21 protein-coding genes are annotated in these 18,064 nt (G+C 53.6%); 6 read left to right on the top strand and 15 right to left on the bottom strand.

Annotated features, from left to right (window positions below; genetic code table 11):
- Positions 1–87 precede the first annotated feature (87 nt).
- From BR83_RS0105220 to BR83_RS0105180, 9 genes are all read right to left on the bottom strand, one after another.
- Entirely contained in the window at positions 88–1,806 is a 1,719-nt protein-coding gene (locus tag BR83_RS0105220) for an ABC transporter ATP-binding protein (RefSeq protein WP_027356193.1), read from the bottom strand.
- A 25-nt stretch (positions 1,807–1,831) separates the two neighbouring features.
- Entirely contained in the window at positions 1,832–2,686 is an 855-nt protein-coding gene (locus tag BR83_RS0105215; protein ID WP_034634585.1) for an ABC transporter permease, read from the bottom strand.
- Between the two features lie 11 nt (positions 2,687–2,697).
- Positions 2,698–3,672, bottom strand: coding sequence for an ABC transporter permease (locus tag BR83_RS0105210; protein ID WP_034634559.1), 975 nt, complete (start codon positions 3,670–3,672; stop codon positions 2,698–2,700).
- A gap of 33 nt (positions 3,673–3,705) precedes the next feature.
- On the bottom strand, positions 3,706–5,334 hold the full coding sequence (locus tag BR83_RS0105205; RefSeq protein ID WP_027356190.1) for an ABC transporter substrate-binding protein: 1,629 nt from the start codon (positions 5,332–5,334) through the stop codon (positions 3,706–3,708).
- A 40-nt stretch (positions 5,335–5,374) separates the two neighbouring features.
- Positions 5,375–6,259 (bottom strand): class I SAM-dependent methyltransferase, encoded by an 885-nt coding sequence (locus BR83_RS0105200; RefSeq protein ID WP_027356189.1) that lies wholly within the window; start codon positions 6,257–6,259, stop codon positions 5,375–5,377.
- A 61-nt stretch (positions 6,260–6,320) separates the two neighbouring features.
- Positions 6,321–7,073 carry an ABC transporter ATP-binding protein gene (locus BR83_RS0105195; protein ID WP_027356188.1) on the bottom strand — a complete coding sequence of 251 codons (753 nt, stop codon included), beginning with the start codon at positions 7,071–7,073 and terminating at the stop codon, positions 6,321–6,323.
- Positions 7,070–8,155 (bottom strand): FecCD family ABC transporter permease, encoded by a 1,086-nt coding sequence (locus tag BR83_RS0105190; RefSeq protein WP_027356187.1) that lies wholly within the window; start codon positions 8,153–8,155, stop codon positions 7,070–7,072. Before BR83_RS0105190 ends, BR83_RS0105195 begins: the two co-directional genes overlap by 4 nt.
- Positions 8,156–8,177: 22 nt before the next feature.
- Positions 8,178–9,299, bottom strand: coding sequence for an iron ABC transporter substrate-binding protein (locus BR83_RS0105185; protein WP_027356186.1), 1,122 nt, complete (start codon positions 9,297–9,299; stop codon positions 8,178–8,180).
- 27 nt (positions 9,300–9,326) lie between these two features.
- Positions 9,327–10,112 carry an ATP-binding protein gene (locus BR83_RS0105180; RefSeq protein ID WP_027356185.1) on the bottom strand — a complete coding sequence of 262 codons (786 nt, stop codon included), beginning with the start codon at positions 10,110–10,112 and terminating at the stop codon, positions 9,327–9,329.
- A gap of 367 nt (positions 10,113–10,479) precedes the next feature.
- Between BR83_RS0105180 and BR83_RS17850 the strand changes: the two genes are divergently transcribed.
- Positions 10,480–10,719 (top strand): FmdB family zinc ribbon protein, encoded by a 240-nt coding sequence (locus BR83_RS17850; RefSeq protein WP_084327073.1) that lies wholly within the window; start codon positions 10,480–10,482, stop codon positions 10,717–10,719.
- A 70-nt stretch (positions 10,720–10,789) separates the two neighbouring features.
- On the opposite strand, the gene tsaA is transcribed toward BR83_RS17850, so the two are convergent.
- The 4 genes from tsaA to BR83_RS17385 form a co-directional block, all read right to left on the bottom strand.
- A complete protein-coding gene (gene tsaA, locus BR83_RS0105170; protein ID WP_027356183.1) occupies positions 10,790–11,215 on the bottom strand; it encodes a tRNA (N6-threonylcarbamoyladenosine(37)-N6)-methyltransferase TrmO in 426 nt (141 codons plus the stop codon).
- Between the two features lie 228 nt (positions 11,216–11,443).
- Positions 11,444–12,271 carry a cyanophycinase gene (locus BR83_RS0105165; protein WP_027356182.1) on the bottom strand — a complete coding sequence of 276 codons (828 nt, stop codon included), beginning with the start codon at positions 12,269–12,271 and terminating at the stop codon, positions 11,444–11,446.
- A gap of 109 nt (positions 12,272–12,380) precedes the next feature.
- Positions 12,381–12,860 (bottom strand): C-terminal helicase domain-containing protein, encoded by a 480-nt coding sequence (locus BR83_RS17285; protein ID WP_027356181.1) that lies wholly within the window; start codon positions 12,858–12,860, stop codon positions 12,381–12,383.
- 5 nt (positions 12,861–12,865) lie between these two features.
- Positions 12,866–13,354 (bottom strand): hypothetical protein, encoded by a 489-nt coding sequence (locus tag BR83_RS17385; protein ID WP_027356180.1) that lies wholly within the window; start codon positions 13,352–13,354, stop codon positions 12,866–12,868.
- A gap of 641 nt (positions 13,355–13,995) precedes the next feature.
- On the opposite strand from BR83_RS17385, the gene BR83_RS0105150 reads away from it, so the two are divergent.
- A complete protein-coding gene (locus tag BR83_RS0105150; protein WP_027356179.1) occupies positions 13,996–14,322 on the top strand; it encodes a NifB/NifX family molybdenum-iron cluster-binding protein in 327 nt (108 codons plus the stop codon).
- Positions 14,323–14,415: 93 nt separating this feature from the next.
- On the opposite strand, the gene BR83_RS0105145 is transcribed toward BR83_RS0105150, so the two are convergent.
- Together BR83_RS0105145 and BR83_RS0105135 are read right to left on the bottom strand one after the other, a co-directional pair.
- Positions 14,416–14,706 carry a DUF4405 domain-containing protein gene (locus BR83_RS0105145; protein ID WP_084327072.1) on the bottom strand — a complete coding sequence of 97 codons (291 nt, stop codon included), beginning with the start codon at positions 14,704–14,706 and terminating at the stop codon, positions 14,416–14,418.
- Between the two features lie 477 nt (positions 14,707–15,183).
- On the bottom strand, positions 15,184–15,759 hold the full coding sequence (locus BR83_RS0105135; protein ID WP_027356177.1) for a Uma2 family endonuclease: 576 nt from the start codon (positions 15,757–15,759) through the stop codon (positions 15,184–15,186).
- 226 nt (positions 15,760–15,985) lie between these two features.
- On the opposite strand from BR83_RS0105135, the gene BR83_RS15095 reads away from it, so the two are divergent.
- The 4 genes from BR83_RS15095 to BR83_RS0105110 all read left to right on the top strand — a co-directional run bounded on the left by BR83_RS15095 (position 15,986) and on the right by BR83_RS0105110 (position 18,061).
- Positions 15,986–16,147, top strand: coding sequence for a type II toxin-antitoxin system HicB family antitoxin (locus BR83_RS15095; RefSeq protein ID WP_242839627.1), 162 nt, complete (start codon positions 15,986–15,988; stop codon positions 16,145–16,147).
- A 32-nt stretch (positions 16,148–16,179) separates the two neighbouring features.
- The gene (locus BR83_RS0105120; RefSeq protein WP_027356176.1) at positions 16,180–17,118 is read left to right on the top strand and encodes a flagellar hook-length control protein FliK; all 939 of its coding nucleotides are present in this window, start codon (positions 16,180–16,182) and stop codon (positions 17,116–17,118) included.
- Between the two features lie 56 nt (positions 17,119–17,174).
- On the top strand, positions 17,175–17,456 hold the full coding sequence (locus BR83_RS0105115; RefSeq protein WP_027356175.1) for an EscU/YscU/HrcU family type III secretion system export apparatus switch protein: 282 nt from the start codon (positions 17,175–17,177) through the stop codon (positions 17,454–17,456).
- A 68-nt stretch (positions 17,457–17,524) separates the two neighbouring features.
- Positions 17,525–18,061, top strand: a complete 537-nt coding sequence (locus BR83_RS0105110; protein WP_027356174.1) for a L,D-transpeptidase family protein — start codon at positions 17,525–17,527, stop codon at positions 18,059–18,061.
- Positions 18,062–18,064: the final 3 nt, after the last annotated feature.

Below are 18,064 nucleotides of genomic sequence, written 5' to 3'. Positions count from 1 at the left end.
AAAATAAACAAATTAAAGTATTCCTGGACAGCAGCGTAATTATTGCCGGCCTGGCGTCGAGAACCGGCGGTTCGCCCGGCATTCAGATCAAACCAAATCTCTGAAGGCCTCTCTCAATAGTCTTTTGGTGTAAACATGTTCCGGGTTTTCGAATATTTCGAAGGATACACCCCTCTCCACTATTTCACCTCGATACATAACATAAACTTTATCGGCAATTTTACGGGCCAGATGCAAATCGTGGGTAATATAAAGCATGGCAAATCCATGCCTGTTCTGGAGCGCTTTCAGCTCCCTTAAAAGATTGGCCTGGGTGGAAGGGTCCAGCATCGAGGTCACTTCGTCGGCAATCAACAGCTTCGGCTTTGTCACCAGGGCGCGGGCGATGGCCAGACGCTGTCGCTGTCCTCCACTTAAGGCGCAACAGTAACGATTTAAAAATTCCGGGGAGACGGGCAACTGTACCTTCTGCAAAGCCTTAATTGCTTCTTCTTCCCTTTCTTCTTTACTGCCCCACTTAATTATGTCCAGCGGTTCTCTAACCACTTCCAGAACCTTCATGCGGTGACTGGTGGCAGAGAACGGATCCTGGAAGATTATTTGCATACCACCCAGCATTTTAGTGGCCCATCTTCCTTCCACCTTTTTGTTTTTAAAAAATACCTGGCCCGCATCGGCCGGCAAAACCCCTGCCAAAATGTGGGCAAGCGTAGATTTGCCGGAACCGGATTCCCCCACCAGGGCCACCACCTCACCGCTTTTAATTTCCAGGCTAACTCCTTTCACTGCCTCAATTTCTCTATCCTTCAATATGTATTTTTTTCGAATCCCTTCCGCCCTGAGAAACGTTTCGATACCCCCCTTGTGACAGGCTACCATGCGCTCAAGGGCTACATACCTGAGGGGAGGTCTGGTCTTACGGCAACTTTCTTCTCCCTGGCAACACCGGGGATAAAAAGCGCAACCTTCTACAGAGTCTCCCAGGGGAGGCTCCCCGCCAATTCCCCACAGGTCTTTATATTTAAAGAAATTGGGGGAAGAATTCAGCAATCCGCGGGTGTAACAGTGCATGGGATTTTTAAGCACCTCGGAGGTAATCCCCAGCTCGACCACGCGCCCACAGTACAGGGTCATAACTCTGGAGGTAAGCTTTTTAACTGCTCCCAAATCATGGGATATTAAAATCATGGCAAAGCCCAGCTTTTTCTGCAATTTCTGCAGCAACTGCAAAATTTCATTTTTACCTGCCGGGTCCAGCGAGGTGGTAGGCTCATCCACAATCAACAGTTCCGGATCACAGGACAAAGCCATGGCCAGAAGTACCCGCTGCCTCATCCCCCCTGATAACTGGTGCGGGTAATAGTGCCGCCACTCCGGCTCAAGGCCTGCCATTTCCAATAATTTTACAACCTTCTGGTCAATCTCCATGGGGGATAAGTTATAATGAGCCCGCAAAGGCTCTCCTATTTGTTCTCCAATGCTGAGGACGGGATTAAGCACTTCCAGGGAGTTTTGAAACACCATGGCCATATCTTTCCAGCGATAATTTCTCAGTCTCTTTTCCGGCAACCCCACCAGGTTTTGACCCCTGTAAATTATTTCCCCTTCAACGATGCCCTGTTTGATCAACCCCATTATCCCCAGGGCCAGGGTACTTTTCCCACATCCGGATTCCCCAATAATCCCCAGGCTCTCTCCTTTTCGAAGTTGCAGGGACACGCCGTCAACGGCCTTTACCGGCGGGTGTACGGCATGATACGTAATGGACAGGTTTTTTATTTCCAGCAAATATTGATCAGCGGTCACGGCGAATACCCCCAGGTATAAATATTTACCTTCCCAGGCGCGGGTCGACCATTCGTTCCAGCTCACGGCTGATAAAGGCCAGGGAAATTACCATTATAATCAAGGCCAGCCACGGGTAGAGCAACCACCATTTCCAGAAATCCGTATAGTATATCCCCTTAAAATTGGTAGCATGGTGAATGATTAAACCCCAGCTTTTGGAAGTAGGGTCCCCCAACCCCAGAAAGGAAAGCCCGGCTTCGGCAACAATTGCCCTCCCCGAAAGCCTGATCATATTTACTGCCACCAAAGGGAAAACTTCCGGGAGAAAATGCTTCCACATTAGATACCAGACGCCGGCACCATATGTCTCCGCCGCTTTGATATAGCTCCGTTCCTTCAACATCAGTATCTGGGAACGCACGATTCTGGCGGGAAAAACCCAGGAAAACAGGGCCAGCACTAAAATGATGTTTAGAAGACTGGGACCGAAAAAAGCCGCCAGCACAATCATCACCGGCAGGTCCGGCAATATAATCATAATATCAATTAACCTCATTAAAACCTTATCGGGCCACCCGCCCAGGTACCCCGAAACAATGCCCATCAGGCCGCCACCCAGGGCAGCCAGTAAGGCCGTGCCAAAACCCACGAGCAAGCTGACCCTGGCCCCGTAGCATATCTGGGCCCAGAGATCAACACCAAGCTCATCGGTACCCAAAGGGTGCCCTCCTCCCGGCGGCACAAGAGGCGGTCCCGATGAGATATTGTGGGGATGGATGGAAATACAAGGAGCCAGGATAGCTACCAGCAGGACAACCAGAATCACCACAAGGCCGGCTTTCCCCGGCAGGGAAAATTCTTTTACCCGCTCGACTATTTTCACCAGCAACTCCGGCATTCTCCCCAAGGTTATCCCCCATGTATCCCGCTATAGTCACCAATCCGCGGGTCAAGCTTCCTGTAAACTAAATCGGCTAGAAAATTAGCCAGCAAAACACATATGGTTACCACCAGGAAAATCCCCTGAACAAGCGGATAATCATGGACCATAACTGCTTCCCTCATTAAATGCCCCAGCCCCGGGTAGGCAAAAACATTTTCCACCAGAATTGCGCCACCCACAAGGGAACCAAGGCTTAAAAACACCCGTGTTACTATGGGAAGCATGGCATTCCTCAGGGCATGGCGAAAAATGATGCGTTTTTGGGGAAGCCCTTTGGCCCAGGCAGTACGCAGGTAATCCTTTTCCAGCACGGTCGTCATACTGTTTCTGGAAAGCAAATACATACCGCCCAGCCGGGCAATGGTCAAGGCCATTACGGGCAGGAAAGCATGATGCAAGATATCAAGCAACTTTTCCCACCAACTACTATAATTGGCAAAATGCGTGATGGCCCCCGACAGGGGGAATAATCCCAAACCTGCGGCAAAGGTAAAAAGTAAAACGAGACCCAGGAGAAAAGCCGGAACCTCTGACAGGAGAATCAAGCAAAAGAACAAGAATTTGTCCGGCCATTTCTCCCGGTACCAGGCGGATATGCTGCCCAGAATAGTACCAAAGACAGTACTCAGCAACACTGCCGCTATTACCAGAAAAGTTGTCCACGGTAAGCGGCGCAGGATAATTGTGCTCACCGGTTCATTATAGTACAAACTGTACCCTAAATTTCCCCGCAACAAATCAGACAGGTAAGACAGGTACTGCCCGGCAACAGGCCGGTCCAGCCCGTAATATTCGAGATAATACTGACGCTGCTCCTCTGAAAACCCCGTCACTTCCTGGCCTTCCTCTGCAGAGAGATACAGAAAGGGATCACCAGGCATGGCCCGGGGAAGCAAAAAGTTGAGGGTCACGACGACCCATATGGTAAAAAGATATTCCATTAGCCTGGTGACCCTCTTCCTTCTCAAGCAGGATTAACCCCTTTCCAGGTAAGACAGCTTGCTATGAGTTAAAGAATGGTGATCAAACATGAACATCCAGCCGTCATATTTGGCCGGCCTGTACACGGTGTAGCCGGTGGTGTAGTAAAGGGGCAGCTCCGGGACGTCCTCGGCCAAAACTTCCTGGATTTTAAAGATCAACTCTTTGCGCTTTTGCTCGTTAAACTCCCGGCGCTGCTTATCCAGCAAGGCGTTCAATTCCTCATTTCGATAACCCGGCGTGCCCGGAGCAGAAGCCATCAGTCCACTCTCTTTAGAATAACTGGCAAACCTCTGGCGCAAGTAGTCCGCATCATTCCCCCAACCACCATGTCCCGTGACGGCGAGTTGATATTTATACTCCCTGACGCGGGCATCCCGGGTCTTCATGTCCACGCTTTGCACTTTTATCTCAATGCCTGCTCTGGCCAGTTGTTCTTTCAATACTTCCGCCAGCCTGACCTCACCGCTGGATACCAGCAGGTTGAAGGAAAGTTTTTCTCCTTTTTGATTCTGGCGGATGCCGTTTTCGTCCAGCTTGTCGTACCCCAATTTTGCCAGCAGCTCGCCTGCCTTCTGCAGGTCAGGCTTGTACTGCTTCACACCAGGATTATACATCACATGGTCAGGGGGCAGGATGCCGGCACTGCCGGGAACGGCAGCGCCCCGGGCTACCTTGTCAATCAGCTCTTGAGCATCAATGGCATAGGCAATGGCCTGCCGCAACTCTTTATGCTGCAAGATCGGGTAATCCTTCATATTGAACAGCAAGCGGTAGCCCCAAAATGCAGGGCTTTTAACTATTTTGTACTGCGGGTCTTTTTGGAAACGCGGTAGTACATCGGGCGTAATGCCGGCCAGGTCAATCTCCCCTTTTTCAAAGGCCAGCACTTCCTCACTAACCGGCACAAACTCGATTACTTTGACCCTCTGTTTTGGTCCCCAGAAGCCATCAAACGCTTCAAAACGGTAAGTACCGTGTTCCTTGCTGTACTCCGTCAGGCGGTAGGGGCCGGTCCCGATGACCGCTTCTGGCTTTGTAAACTCCTTCGGGTTATCCACGTTTTCCCAGATGTGTTTGGGGATGATGGGTACCATACCCAGCTTATACAACATGGCTGCGTTTGGTTCTGTAACGGTGATTCGCACCTGGCGGTCGCCGACTATTTCTATTTTTTGTATATCTTTTTTATCCAGCGTTACCCCGACCATTGGGTATTTAGTGGCATATTCAAAGGTAAATTTCACGTCTTCGGCGGTTAAAGGCTTACCGTCCTGCCACTTTACGCCGTTGCGCACAGTAAAAAGGTACTGTTTGCCCCCTTCTTTGATTTCATATTTTTCCGCCAGCCAGGGGATGAGCCCCTTTTCATCCCGCTCCAAAAGGCCGTCGAAAATCAGGCGCATCTTAAAGCTCCCCGGCCCCCGGGGATAAACAGCATAGGGTGTCGGGTAACCCCAATCTCCCCCGGCCAGCCTGATAATATCTACCTGCCGCTGTTCCCCCCCCTTCGCTACGCCAGGTTTCTGGTCATCCCTGGCTTGATCTGTCCCACAACCAAACAGAAGAAGGCTTAATGATATAACCAGCATTAATACGATTAAAAAGCATTTTCTGGGCATTGCGCCACCTCCAATTCTAAATAAATCCCAGGGTCTTAACTCATGTAAAAATTTCATCGACCCGCCACAGCATCATACCGGTGCAGAAGGTGGTTTCCTGGCGAAAAACGCCGTTTTCGGCATGCTTTTTTACATAGCGCTCGATTGTCCGCCTGATATCGGGAGTGATATCCATATAGCTCCAGAAAAATTCTGCCAAATTCTCCACTGCTTTTTCCACTGGTTCTTCTTCCACCCGGTTGGTGGTAAAAAATTTGAGGTTGGGCCGGTAACCCATGGCATAAAGCAAACCAAACGGGTAAATTATATCCCCCGAATTATCACCCATGTCTTCATCAAAGAACTGCTGCCAGAGTTCACGGTGTGCCCTTCCCCAGCGCCTTCCGGAAAAAGCACTCAAGAAGCAAAACTTCCTGGAAGCTGCAAGCATTTTTTGCAGCGTTTCCGGGTCCCGCACCCCGGGTGTCATCGAGGCAAACACCAGATCAAACCGGCCGGTAAGGTCATCCTTTTCTATATCCACTTCCTGCCAGGTTTTTTGGATAATGGTGATATTTTTTAGTTGCTCTGCCCTCGCCCTCTCTTCCAATATTTTTACCATCCCGGCGGCAGGTTCAAGGGCGGTTACCTGCTCGCACAACCGGGCCATGGGAATGGCATAGTTACCCGGCCCGGCTCCTATGTCGAGCACTTTGACCTCCGGACCGAGCGCACCTTCCCGTTTCAGCATATCCAGCACCATTTTTCGCCTGGCGTGGCCCCTATTATTGCCGGTACGCCGGGCAAACCAGCTGGAGCGCCGGCTCCAATTTTCTACCATCTCTTTCTCGCTACGGCAACGCCGCCGTGTTAACGGCGAGTTTTCCCGGGCATCCTGCCAGAGTTTCACCCAAAACTCGCGATCACCCACTGGAAATAACTGCAAAAAACCACCTGCTTTCCTAATTCAGCTACCTCAAAAAAACCATGAAGACTACCCCGGGCTGTTACAGCGGTACGACTACAGGTATGTTAGCCAGTCTTTCCACCGCTACCGGAACGCCGTAGACGCCAGCGATGTTTTCCGGAGTCATGATTTCCATCCCCCCGCAGGCAAAGACGGTCCTGTTCTTCAGAAGCAGGAATTTATCTGCAAACCGCAGGGCCAGGTTGAGGTCGTGCATTACCACCACTGCTGCTATATTCTGCTCCCTGGCCGCTTTCTTTACCGTTTTCAAAACCTCGAATTGATTCTTCAGATCCAGGTTGCTGGTGGGTTCGTCCAGCAAAAGAACCCGGGGTTCCTGGGCCAGGGCCCGGGCAATAACCACCTTCTGCAGCTCTCCGCCGCTCAACTCGTCCAGGTAACGCAGGGAAAATTCCTCCAGTCCGAGAACGGCCAGCACTTTCCGCACAATTTCCAGATCCCTTGCCGTGGCCCCCCATTTGATATGGGGCTTCCTGCCCAGCAGCACGGCATCGAAGACTGTAAACCGGGTGCTTTCGTATCTTTGCGCCACGTACCCAAGGCGGCGGGCAACTTCCCGGGGGCTGAGCGCAAACAGGTCTTCTTTTTCAATGAGAATTGTCCCCGTTTGCGGCTTTAAAATTCTGTTCAGGCACTTGAGCAGGGTGGACTTACCGGCGCCGTTGTTGCCCAGGATAGAAAAAAATTCTCCCCTGTTGACTTCAAATTTGATATCCTTTAACACGGGCCGGCTGCTGTAACTGAATTCCACTCCGTCTACCGACAGGATCATCTTTTGCCGTACCCCCTGGAGAGAAGGTATAGGAACAGCGGGGCACCCATAAAGGAAGTAACCGCCCCCACGGGCAGAACAACCGGGGAAATAATGGTTCTGGCCAGGGTATCGGAAGCAAGCAGCAACAGCCCCCCCATTACGCTGGCAGCCGGGATTAGAAAACGGTGGTCGCTGCCCAGCACCCTCCTCATCATGTGCGGGCCCACCAGACCTATAAAGCCGATGATGCCCAGAAAGGAAACAGTTACCGCCGTGATCAGGGAGGCCACAAACATCCCGGTCAACCTGAGTCTCTCCACATCGACACCCAGCCCTCTGGCTGTTTCCTCGCCACCGTCCAGGGCGTTATAATTCCATCGGTTGGTCATAAAGTAAAGCAGCGCCGCCAGGGTTAAAACAGCCATAATTTCAATTTCCAGCCAGGAAGCCCGGCCGATGTCGCCGAAGGTCCAGAAAACAATCGAAGCCACCTGCACGTCGCTGGCAAAAAACTGCAGGATAATGGTGGCGGCTGAAAAAAGGGAGCCCAGGGCCACCCCCGCCAGGACCATCGCTTCGGGAGTGACCCCCCTGACCCGGGCCAGGAAGAGGACCACCAGGGTCGTCGCCATCGCCCCCACAAAGGCGGAAATGGTGACCAGGTAGGGGTTGTTGATGATGACTGCATCAGCGCTGGTGCTGTGGGTGCTCCCCGCCCCCAGGGCAATGATGGCCACGGCGGCGCCAAAGGCCGCGCCCTGCGAAATGCCCAGGGTGAAAGGGGACGCCAGGGGATTGCGCAGGAGGTTTTGCATCACGCAACCCGCCACGGAAAGGCCGACCCCGGCAGTGACCGCCGCCAGCACCCGGGGCAACCGGATATTCCAGATAATGATATTTAAACGTCCCTCCGCTTTGCCCAGCAGGGTCAGCAGCACCTGGGCCGGCGAAAGCTCCGCCGACCCGGAGTTGATGGCGTACACACCCAGCAGGGCGGTTAAAAGGACAAGCAGGCAAGTGATGAAAACTTTTCTCCGGGTATAATTAAGGTAACTTTTAAGGTAACTTTCCGGGATGTTCTCCATTGCTACCTGCCGCATATTTTTTCTATCCCCTCAAGTACTACTGACCAGCTAGATCCAGCCTTTTAAATCCACCGTAATCTTTTGCCATCTGTTCATATAAAGGTTTGCCCAAAAGAAACTGGTAAATCTCATCGGCCTTTCGGGCCGGGTCGATATCTTTAAATTGTTCGGGGTAAATCACTTTTCCGGCGTAGTAGGCGTCGGCAATGGCGGTGCCGATGTTCGTGGTGTAGTAATTATAAGGAATCTGGCCGTAAACCCGGCCTGTTTTGACCGCCTTCAGGGACTGGTAAAACTGCGGGTTCTTCTTGTAGTCTTCCCGCACGAGGTTTAAGCCGCCTTCATCGATAAAGATAATATCGGGGTCCCATTCCAGGAGCTTTTCCTTGTCGATCATGACACTTCCCGTTTTACCCGTTTCATCAACCACATTCCGGGCATTAACAGCTACAAAGGGCGGATATTTGGCCTGGGTGCTCTCGATGCCGTTCACTCCCTTCATGCCCAGGGCGCCCACGTAGACCCCGGGTTTTTTGTCTTCAGGAATGTCCTTCGTCCTCTCATGCAAATCCTGCTGGCATTTTTTCAGGTAATCAACTACTTCCCGGGCCCTTTCCTCACTGCCGGTAATTTTGCCAATCAGCTCAAGGGACTTATAAACGTCCTCGTCAAAGGTGGCCAGCCTGCCGTAGCTTAAAACCACCACCGGAATCCCGGTCTTAGCCTGGAGCTCATCGGCCCGGGTTTTATCCACCAGGTAGGCCACAAAAATTACATCCGGCCTGACGCTGACCAGCTTTTCCGCGTCCGGGGTGGAATCGGGCCCTCCCTGGCCAATGGTGGGCAAATCCTTTAATTCGGGATGGGCCAGGATATAGGGCCGGCCGGTGGGCTGCTGTTTTTCCAGGTTTTCCACACCCACCACCTTATCCGCGCCGTTGACATAGCAAACCAGCCGCAATGCGCCGGGGCCGATGGCCACCACTTTATTTGCCGGAACGGGAACTTCCACCTGCCGGCCGGCCAGGTCGGTGACAACGGCTTTCTGCGGCGCAGACGTATCCTGCCCGGCTGTTTTGGCACCGCACCCGCCCAGGACAACCAGGGTAACCAGCAGCGAAATGAGCAGGAAACCCGTCCTCAATACTCTTGCGCGCATCCCCTTAACCTTCCTTCCCCGGACCAATTAACAAAAGCACTGAGCCAGGAGGGAAGCCAGCAGTGCTTTCACCTGTTCCCGGTAGTTTACCGCCGGCAGCGGATTGCCTGCCAGGTTGGCCTTCATGATTTCCGGCGCAAAACCAAACGCACCCCGCACCGGAATACCTTTCTCAGAGAGCTCACGGCGTAAAAAAGATTCTGTCTCGGCATCGACCTTGTTTAAAACAGCCACAAACTCCTTTCCTGCCTCCGCCGTCAGTGCTTTAGCCCGCTCGGCCAGCAGGACCGCCTCGCGCGAAGGATCAACCACCATCACCACCAGGTCCACACCCTCTACAACTCCCCGGCCGAAGTGCTCCACCCCGGCTTCGGTATCCACAAGCACCCACTCGCCTTCCCCAACCTGCAGTTGCTTTAAAAACGAGCGGGCCACCGCCCCCATGGGACATGCACAACCTTCCAAACTGCGCTCAATTTTACCAATACGCAGGAAACGCAACGGCCACTCCCCACCAGTACATTCAGGGGGCAAGCTGGCCAGGTTTAAGCCGTCCGCGAAGAAGCCCGTGTTTTCGTTACCCTTTTTCTGAATGGAGGCCAGCAACTTCTCGCGCACCGCCGGTTTACCGCCCAGGCAACCCATTAAAGTCATCGCCGGCGCGGGGAGACCCAGCATATCCGGAAGGCCCAGGTTTGATTCATCGGTATCCACCACCAGCACCTTCCCCCGTTCAGCAAGCCCTTTAGCCAGCAGGGTAACCAGCGTGCTCTTGCCGCTGCCGCCCCGGCCGCAGATCATGATTTTGGGCATCGAAAAACCCCTCCTATCCTGTATTTTCCGAAAAATACAAAAAGACCCTCTGCCCAGCCTTCAGGCCGGCAAAAGGGCCTCCCTGACCCAAATTTTATCGCCCTATTTCTTGTTTCATGTCAATAATATTTTACATACGAAAAGAAAATCCTGCAACAAAAAATTTTTAACAGCTTAATTTTTCATGCACGTACATTTGCCCCAAAAAACTTTAATGCAAAACTTTTTAATTTTCGGCCCTAATTGCAGGATCCCCTGAAACACCTGGCAGGGTAAGCCGCCATTTTTTACTTGACTTCCGTAGCCCTGCGGATTATATTTTTTATAACATAACATATGTTCATTTTAACAAGCAAGGTGGTTGAAAATGCCTGTTTACGACTTTAAGTGCCAGGACTGCGGCCACATCTGGGAAGTCAACCTTTCCGGAGGCAGCGGTTACCCCGAAAGCTGCCCGAACTGCCAAAGCAACAGCCTTACGCGGCTTTTCCCCGCCCCCTATGTAATGAAAGGATCATCCCGGCCAGCAGGGACAACATGCTGTGGGCGAACGGAGCGCTGCAGCGCACCCCCCTGTTCTTCAGGCAACTCCTGCCGAAGATCATAATTTACTGTCCTCTGGTCATTGATGACCCGCAGCTCGGCCAGGTTAAACTGCCACAGGGAACCCCCTGGATTTACTTTTTAAACCAGCCGATGCGTGCCCCGGGAACACTGTCCACATCAGAAGAATACGGTTTTATGTCTATAAGCGGGCTCCCGTCCAGCGCGTCGACCCCGCGCACCAGCAGGCGGTTCTCCTTCACCTCCAGCAGTTCGGCCACACAGAAAGCGATGGGGTTGGGCCGGGATGGGGAACGGCAGGCAAAGACACCGCGTATCTCGGGACCCCAGGGCGTTCTGGTCTGCAGAACGTCCCGCTGCGCCAGGTGGCACCAGTACAGCACAATCAGGTGGGTTGCCTGCTCCATATCTTTTAAACCTTCCTTGAACCGGGGATATATCTCCAGCTCCGCCACCCGGTCGGAAAAACGACCCTGGCGGGGCGCCTCGCCGGGCACCCGGTAAGGGCTGTGGATCACCCCAATGGGAACCAGTTCCAAATTAAATCACCTTCTTTATTGTTTACCTCTTTACTATGGCCCCGGAAAAACAAAAAGGCCGCGTCCCCTTTTTCCGCAAAGGGTACCCGGGCCTCCGTGGCCGCTTTTTCCTCACGATACCCCCGTTTCCGTAACGGGGTGCCAGTTTACTTCTCCAGGTTTACACCCATTTTACCAGGAAGAAAAGGCAAAGTCAATAAAATGTGCCGGGCGGACCGGCAACCGGGCTCAACGGGAAACAGACCGCGGCGCTTCCGGAAGGCGGGGTTTTCTGGCTTTTAAATCATACCCGTAGCCAGGGGCTAGAACGTGCAGGGTTGCCCCGAGAAGCGAACCGGCAGCGCCGGTACGGGTGATGGACCGCCCGTCCACCACCGTCACCGTACCAGAACCCAGCACGGTGAACCGGCCGCCCGGCGAAACCGCGATGGCTGTATCCTCGTCAATGCCGATGCCCAGGACATGGGGATGGCTGGCCACGGCGGCAAGAAGCCGGCCGATGCGCCCCCGCTGGGCGAAATGCTGGTCAATCACCACGCCGCCGAGCAGCCCCAGGCCGGGGGCCATTTTCACCGCATTCCTGCCGGGAGGATACCCTCCCCTGCCGCCTGTAATCATGATCTCGCCCATGGCCGCCGCACCGGCACTGGTACCACCGATGATCAGCCTCCCGGAACCGTTGGCCTTTAAACTGCGCTCAAAGGGAGTATCACCCAGGATCCTGGTAATCCTCAACTGGTCCCCGCCCGTAAAAAAAACACCCGTGGCCCGCTGCAATATGGCGATATGGTGGGGGTCCCCGGCCTTTTCCCGGCTGTCCAGGTGAACCGGCCAGACTTCCCCCGCCCCCAGCCGCAGAAACACCCGGCGGTAGACCTCACCCACTTCCCCGGGCAGGCGGGTGGCCGTGGTGATCACCGCAATGCCCGCCCGCTCCCCCCCGGCCAGGCGGACGAACTCGCGCAGGATGAAGCACTCCCCGTCCTTATCCTCCGCCCCCCCGATGAGCAGGAAAGATCCTGCGGCGCCATCCCGCCAGTGATCATTTACTGCCATTCCAAACACCCCGCAAATTAACCTGTCTTTAATTGTTTTACGCCGAACGAAAAAAATTAATCCCATAATAAAAAAGCCGGGTAATCTATACCCGGAAGCCATTCAGTATTTATAAGCTATATGACGTCTGGCGTATTTGCCGCCACCTGGCTTCTATCTCGCGCTGCAGGCGCGCCAGCACCGTATCAACGCGGAGCTCGCTTTTGCGCACCTTCAAACCGTCCGCCAGGCGGCTGGCGGCATCAACAGCCGCCCGGGCCAGGACGCGCGGGACCGGGACAGCAGTCCTGTCCCCGGCAGCGGGCACCGGGCATGGAAACAGCAACTCCCCGGCCACTGCCCTGAGGACCCCCACCGGCAGGCCGCCGGCAAGGACCTGCCCCCGTTCTTCCACCAGGGAAGCAACTTCCCGCAGGACCGGCCAGAAAAGCGCCCCCTCCCCGGCAGACCGCGCCCTGGTCTCAAGAAGATCGCGGATCACCAGCAGGCCGGCGGTCTGCAGGTTTAAACCTTCCGCCGCTGCATCCGTACAGATAAGGACGTCGATCTCGCCGCGCAGGAACCGCTCCTTTACCTCTTCGCGGTCCACCGGGATCATCTCCGCCCGGCGTAGGTGCCGATGAGCATCTGCGGGTCGGATTTGAGCAGCCGGGCAACGATATCTTTAAGCGTATCGTAAAAACGGGTGAAGACGACGGTCTGCCGGATGCGCCCGGTCCGCCGGTCCCGGCGCCGGTCCAGGGTGTCCAGAAGAACCTGCATTTTGGACGAAGGCCCGCTGATGTCGGCCATCTCCTCAAGCAGGGTCCGCAGGCGGCCCCGTTCCCATTCCAGGTCGGCCGGAGTCCGGTGCTTCAACAGGGATGCGGAGGCCAGGGGCAGATCATCCTCAATTTCATCCTCAAAGGCCGGGCTGGCCAGCGAGAAGAATTCAGGTTCGTATTCGCTACCTTCTTCAACGAGCTGATTTTTCAGCGTGGCTTCCACCCGCAAAATGTAAGGAAAATGGGCCTTTCGGTTAGGAGCGTTTAAAAAAAGAGCCATCTTCTTCAGGCAGAACTTCGGGTTTAAACCTGTACGCACGCAGGATATCCTCCTGCAGATCCCGGCGAACCACCAACACCTCTTCTATATACATCCCAACTATTATCCTCTTTTTCGTATGCAACACCTTCATCCTCTATCTCAATAGAAATATCATTTTTATCTTGCTCATTTTCAATGGTGATATGGAAATGTTTAAGGTCTTTTTGAAAAACAGCAAACCGCCTGCCCAGTGTCCAGCCGGCGATTGCATATAATACTTCTTTACCGGCATGCAGTCACAACGCAGGCGACCCAAACTTCCACAACATGGATAATTACCGGGTGCGGCCTTCAACAGAACGGCCCCCGTTTTACCCCTTACCATTTTCGCCGGTACCGGCATCCCCGCCCCCGCCGCATCCACCCACGGCCGCGGCAGTTTTGCCCCCGCATGTATCCCTGCGTCCTCCCCACAGCATCCCTCTGATTAACCAGGCTGTGCAATCCCGTGTACAACAGGGACCCTATGGCAGTCAGGACGCGAACCAGCGCTACTCTTTTGCTGCTTTCTGGAAGCGCCCCGGTCCCGGAAAATTGAACCGGTGGTTTTGGTTTGCTTTGCCGGCGAATGGTGGTCTCGGCAGCTGTAGTGGCAACAGGCTTGACCGTTTCCATTTCATAAATAAGGGGGGGTCAGAATGAAGGTGGCTTTGCCAGTAAAAATGGGCCTCGTCGATAAATATTTCGAACGGGCCAAAACATTTCTCATCCTTGAGATAGAAGGCACAGCAATGAAAAAAAGTTTTTTCTCCGTCAATCCCAGCCAGAGCAACCGCAAACAAGTGATTGAACTTTTTCAAAAATCAGGAGTAAAACTGATCATCGTCGATAAAATAGGCACAAAAGCCAAACAAACGCTAAGTGAAAACGGTTTTCAAGTAATCACCCGCGTCCGGGGGCCAGTGACAGAAATCGCCCAGAGAATTATTCAAGAGAAGCACCTCACCCTCCTTAAGCCTTCTTAACCGCCACGTTTGCGGCCACCAGGATAGGATCCCAAACCGGGGGCAAAGGGCGGCGAGTAGTGCTTATCGCACTCGCCTTCGTTTTTAAGTTTTTTAACCGACTTTTCGGCCAAAAATACGCCGGCTCATTGTTACTATCCAGTTCCAGTGAAGGTAGATATGCAACAGCACCAGCACCAGAATTATTACCGCCAGCCACTGGTGTATTTCCGTCCAGGTATGGCGTGCGAAAATAAAGACTGCTTCCTGACCGTGAAACCCTCCCCGACCACTGCCGGGAAGTATTAACCACTTCACAAACCCCGATATCGCTAGCCCCAGTCCTGCCAGAAAAAGAAGCCACCCCAGCCAATAGTTAAGCCATGCTCGCAAGGAATTCAGCACCTCCCGTCAATTTTGTGCCCGGCCCATGATACCCACTTTGTACCCTCGTTCAGGCACCCCGGCCGGCATTACGACCAGCAAGTTAGTGTGGCTATCTGTTATTAATTCGCATTAAGGCTGGATAATCCGGTAAATCCACCCAGGCTTTAAATTTGCTACCACCGTCATGTTCATCGCGGTAACAAAGTACAACTCCGGGTATGTCTTCAGCTTTCAGGGCAATTAAGAGGGCTGGATTATGGGTAGTGACAATTGTATCTATCGCATTTGAACATTTTAAACCTGATTTCGCTAAGCAATTTTGGCTCATCTCCCGGTAAAATACCGGTAATCTTTACCTCGTTGTAAAATTATACCATAGCAAACCACAAATTCAACAAAAAACCGCTGTATTATCATAGAAGGTCCTTCCGGCATAAAAAAACACCTCACTTCTTCAACAGCATCCAGGCGCCCCCGGCCATGAGCAGGGTGAGGTCAAAAAATATTCTTCAGACTTATTACAAGGTCTGGAAATATACTCACTTTTATTTCATCGCCTTCTGTGTAAATATCCGGCCTGCCGTATCTATTATTGTCGCCCTGCACAAATACGCTGACCAGCTTTTCTTCCGGCTCCACGATCCAGTATTCTTTCACACCGGCCCTCTCATATTTATAAAACTTTTCTAGCCTGTCCTTCCTCGCCGAAGATGGCGAAGTAATCTCAACGATCATATCGGGGGCGCCTATACATCCCCGCCCGTCTAATTTGGATTGGTCGCAGACAATGCTTATGTCGGGTTCCACCACTGTTTTGATATCCTCATCGCTTTTTTCATCACCATCCGGCAGCCTTACGCAAAATGGCGCCGGGTAGACTTTACATGGCTTACCCGCCAGATAATTTGCTATCTGCCTTGAAAGTTCCATCAAGATTTCCTGGTGAATCCTGGATGGAGCGGCCTGCATATACAGCACGCCATCGATGATTTCACACCTTTCTTCTTCCGGCAATGAAGCATAATCCGCATAAGTATAATAAACTTTCGTTTGCCTTTTATGAAACGGCATGGAATGCACTCCCTTTCCACAACTATAGCGATTGCTCAATAAGCATGATATCAATTTTCAGACATTTTGTAAACAATCGCTGGAAATAAAACCGTTTTTCATTGCCGGCCAGCAGATGATGGGCACCCCTCGCCATATGAGGTATAATTATAAAGAGGTGATCCAGCATGGCTAAAAATTTTCCTGTTGTCATAGAGCAGGATGAAGAGGGGAAATTTATTGTAACTTGATTGTAACTTGCCCGGTTTTTGAGGGATGCTATAGCCAGGGGGACACTTTTGAAGAAGCCATGCACAATATCCGTGAAGCTATTGAGCTTTGCCTGGAAGAAAAGGCGGAAAAGATGCCGGTGAAAACCATTATCGTCGGCAATGTGGTGGTTGGTTAAGGAACGAGCTGCTTTTTTTGGAGCTGTCCTTTATGCAGATTTCGGGCATTTTCCTGAACCCCGCTGTTGAACTGCAAACGGCAACTTCCCTGCAGCCCGGGCAGGTGGTGCGGGTGGAGGTGCTGGGAGTGGAAAACGGTCTGGCCACGGTGCGCATAGGCGGCCAGACCTTTACGGCCACAGGGGAGATACCTTCCCCGCCGGCCACATTCCGGGCCCTGGTGCGCGAGGTTACCGTTAACACCGTACATCTGCAGTACCTCAACGGTATACCGGAGGGGGACGCACTGACCACCATGGCCGGAGCCCTGGGCATGGCCACTGAACCCGAAACCATAAAGCTCCTGCAGGAAATGGTCAGGTGGCAGCTCCCCCTGGACCGCTCCCTGGTGGAGATGCTTTTATCTGCCGCCCGGGAACTGCCACCCCGGGAACGGGCGGCCTTCCTGGCCGCCCGGGTGTGGCTGGAAACCCTGGACCTGCGCGCCGATCCGGTAAGGGTCCGGGAGGCACTGGCCTACCTCCTGGGAAAAGATGAAGCCACCCCCCGGGGGCAGGAAGTGTTGAACCAGGCGGTACCCCTTTCCCCGGACCAGGAAGTGATCAGTTTTTTCACCTTCCGGGGGCAGGAGCTGTATGGGGAGCTGTACCTGGTGGATGAACGGCATGGCAGGAAGGGCGAACAGGACTTCCCCCTGGCCCTGGTGGTGCGGGTGGAAACCCCGGCTCTGGGAGCAACCTGGGTTTACCTGGCCAGGAGCGGGAAAGAACTTGTGGCCAGGGTGACCGTGGCGGAGGAAAAATTCATCCTCCCCTTGGCAAGGGCTGCCGGGGAGTTAAAGGACAGGCTGGCCGCCCTGGGCTATACCCTTGCTGATATCCAGGTCACCGCCCGGAAAATCTCCTGTATCTGCGAGCTGCTGCGCCCCCGCGAACCGCAGCCCTACCGGCCCGTAAACACGCTGGTGTAAGGTGCGGCGCTGCCCCCAATGGCTTCACTGATAATTATGCGGGAGGAGCTGCTGCCATGTCCCGGGATAAACCAAAGGCTGCAGCCGCGCTGGCCTACGACCCGGAAAAGGATGCCGCTCCCCGGGTGGTGGCTGCCGGCCGCGGCTACCTGGCCGAATTAATTGAAAAACTGGCCCGGGAAAACAATGTGCCCGTTTACCGCCATGAAGAACTGGCCCTGACCCTCACCGGGCTGGGCGCCGGGCGGGAAATACCGCCCGGGTTATACCAGGTGGTGGCGGAGATCATTGCCTGGGTATACAGGATGGAGAAAAAATTGGATAATAACCGCGGTTAAAACAAAATGCGCCGCCCCTTCATATCATGGTGAAAAGATAAAAACCATGATGAGGAGGGGCGAAAGCCATGTCAGAGAGAGAAATCTATGCCGCCGGCACTCACCTGCTGGTGAACACAACCCTCAGGCAGCTGCATCACTTCCAGGGCGATACCCTGGTGCGCACCTATCCGGTAGCTGTGGGCAAGCCGCAGACCCCCACCCCTACCGGGGACTACCATGTGATTAACAAAATCCTCAACCCCGGCGGTGTACTGGGTACCCGCTGGATGGGGCTGGATATCCCCGGCGGCAACTACGGGATCCACGGAACCAGCAACCCCGACTCCATCGGCAAGGCCATCTCCAATGGCTGCATCCGCATGTACAACCACCACATCGAGGAACTATTCCCCCGGGTGCAGATCGGCACCCCCGTGCGCATTGTAGCCGGAGCAAGCGCCGCCCGCACAGGCTCCGGCCAGGAATACGTGGTACAACCCGGGGATACCCTGTGGCAGATTGCCCGCCGGTTCGGCGTACCCCTTTCCAGCCTCATAGAAATGAATAATCTGGTCAACCCCCATGAAATTTATCCGGGACAGGCAATCATTATCCCGCGTTAATGT

The organism is Desulfofundulus thermocisternus DSM 10259, assembly GCF_000686645.1.
In the GTDB taxonomy this organism is placed as follows: domain Bacteria; phylum Bacillota; class Desulfotomaculia; order Desulfotomaculales; family Desulfovirgulaceae; genus Desulfofundulus; species Desulfofundulus australicus.
This window is presented reverse-complemented; position numbering and strand designations above follow the sequence as displayed.